This is a genomic window from Silvimonas sp. (genome assembly GCF_031291215.1).
In the GTDB taxonomy this organism is placed as follows: domain Bacteria; phylum Pseudomonadota; class Gammaproteobacteria; order Burkholderiales; family Chitinibacteraceae; genus Silvimonas; species Silvimonas soli.
In genome coordinates this window covers 1-1,764 of record NZ_JARLJK010000134.1, presented here as the reverse complement: position 1 = coordinate 1,764, position 1,764 = coordinate 1, and the positions used below count along the sequence as shown (strand labels likewise).

Here is a 1,764-nt window from a genome sequence, read left to right as displayed (position 1 = left end):
GTGGTTGTGGCGGCGGTCATGGGGCCGGGGGGATAGGCCAAGGGCGTGCTTGATGCAGAGGCGGTAGCAGTGCTTGTTGCTGTCGGTGACGGAGTGGCTGATGCAGCGCTTGTTGCTGTCACCGTGCTTGTTGCTGTCACCGTGGGCGTGCTTGACTTTGTGATGGTAACAGTGCTTGTTGCTGTCAGTGAGGGAGTGATCGATGCAGTGGGGGTGACTGTGCTTGTTGCTGTCAATGAGGGAGTGACTGATGCAGTGGTGGTAGCAGTGCCTGTCACCGTGGGCGTGCTTGACTTCGTGATAGTGACTGTGCTTGTTGCAGTGGTGGTGGCGGTGGGGGAGGGCGTCGGGCTTGCCGACTCAGACGGGCACGCCAGGCTCACTGCCAACCATTCCTGTGTGCCAGGACAAGGGTCACTGTAAGCAACGTTGGCGGAGTCAAGTGTGCAGGAGCTTTTCCCCACGCAAGTGTTGGCCACTAGTGTGGACAGGCCTCCCATGTCGCAGCTGCTGCTGTTGGCGAAGGAGGTGGCGCACGACCCAGTGGGCGTCCCATAACTCGCAAATGTCACTCCGGTGAATGCGCCCGTGTCACACTGGAAGGACACGCCGAAATACGGGGACGCCAGTTGGGGGTCCGGCACCGAGGCACACGTGGACCGGCCAGAGGAGCACACCAAACTCGTGCTCAGCCACTTGGACGTGCCAGGGCAAGGGTCGCCTCCAAATGTCGTGGAGCCCACATACACGGAACAGGAGCTGTGGCCAACACATGCCGCTTGCACCACTGCTGTGGAGTTGGATGAGTGGCACGCAGCATTCACCGCGAGGCTTTGACTGGTACACACTCCCGGGGGCGTCCCGTAGCTTGCAAACAGCACGGAGGTGAAGGTGCCGCCGGCACAGTTGATGTTCACAGTGCTGGCAGTGCCCGATGACAAGCCCACATCTGCTGCAGTGACACAGACGGGGAAGGAGGAGGGTGAGGGTGATGGCGAGGGGGATGTGGAGAGTGTGGGGGACAGTGTAGAGGTGGAGGAGGGTGAGGCGCCAATGGTCAGGGATGCAGTGGGCGAGGATGACGGTGAGGGAGCGGCAGGCACCGCCGCATACAGGATCCACTCTGCTATTGCTGCGTGGCCGCTTGACGCAGATGCCGTATTGCGGATGATGCAACGAAAGTAAGTGGCTGCTGCCGCGGATGTGGCCAGCACGATCTGCACATTTGCGCCACTGGATGCCCATGCAGTCTGGCCCGATTGCGAATCCACCAGTGCCCACGTTCTGCCGTCACTAGAGGAGGCCATCACCCAGCTGATGGGACTCTGCACTATCCATGTCGACGGGCGCGGCGCAAACGTGTACGCGGTGAGCTGGATGGTGGAGGGCAGCTGTAACTGTACCCACTCGCCGCTGTATGCTGTGCCACTGACCACTGTGCTCAGTGCGCCGACATACGCGCCGCCTGACCCAGTGTAGGACGAAGTCGCGGTGGCCCACACACAGTACGGGTTCCCGTCACAGTTGGACTTGTCAAACAGTTTCCACTCGTATAAAAAGCCACTTTCATACTCGGACGATGCACTTGCAATGTACGTGCCACTACCGTAGGTGGAGGTGAGTGTGGTTGTGGCGGCGGTCATGGGGCCGGGGGGATAGGCCAAGGGCGTGCTTGATGCAGAGGCGGTAGCAGTGCTTGTTGCTGTCGGTGACGGAGTGGCTGATGCAGCGCTTGTTGCTGTCACCGTGCTTGTTGCTGTCACC

General features: G+C 60.7%; 3 protein-coding genes and 1 pseudogene. 3 read left to right on the top strand and 1 reads right to left on the bottom strand.

Translation table 11 applies throughout. From position 1 onward, the window contains the following. Window positions 1-45 precede the first annotated feature (45 nt). The gene (locus P4L78_RS15505; RefSeq protein ID WP_309328736.1) at window positions 46-423 is read left to right on the top strand and encodes a hypothetical protein; all 378 of its coding nucleotides are present in this window, start codon (window positions 46-48) and stop codon (window positions 421-423) included. A 5-nt stretch (window positions 424-428) separates the two neighbouring features. On the opposite strand, the pseudogene P4L78_RS22955 reads toward P4L78_RS15505, so the two are convergent. Further along, window positions 429-881: pseudogene (locus P4L78_RS22955) on the bottom strand (hypothetical protein); the annotation flags it as partial. Window positions 882-909: 28 nt separating this feature from the next. Here P4L78_RS22955 and P4L78_RS15500 point away from each other — a divergent pair. Together P4L78_RS15500 and P4L78_RS15495 are read left to right on the top strand one after the other, a co-directional pair. Beyond that, complete coding sequence (locus P4L78_RS15500; RefSeq protein ID WP_309328734.1) at window positions 910-1,185, top strand: hypothetical protein; 276 nt, start codon at window positions 910-912, stop codon at window positions 1,183-1,185. Then, window positions 1,186-1,479: a hypothetical protein gene (locus tag P4L78_RS15495; protein WP_309328732.1), complete on the top strand. Its 294-nt coding sequence runs from the start codon at window positions 1,186-1,188 to the stop codon at window positions 1,477-1,479. The last annotated feature ends 285 nt before the right edge of the window (window positions 1,480-1,764 follow it).

What these genes read in the sequence shown, in the direction of transcription:
- P4L78_RS15500 (WP_309328734.1), top strand. Translation starts at nt 910, where the DNA reads ATGTTCACAGTGCTGGCAGTGCCCGATGACAAGCCCACATCTGCTGCA.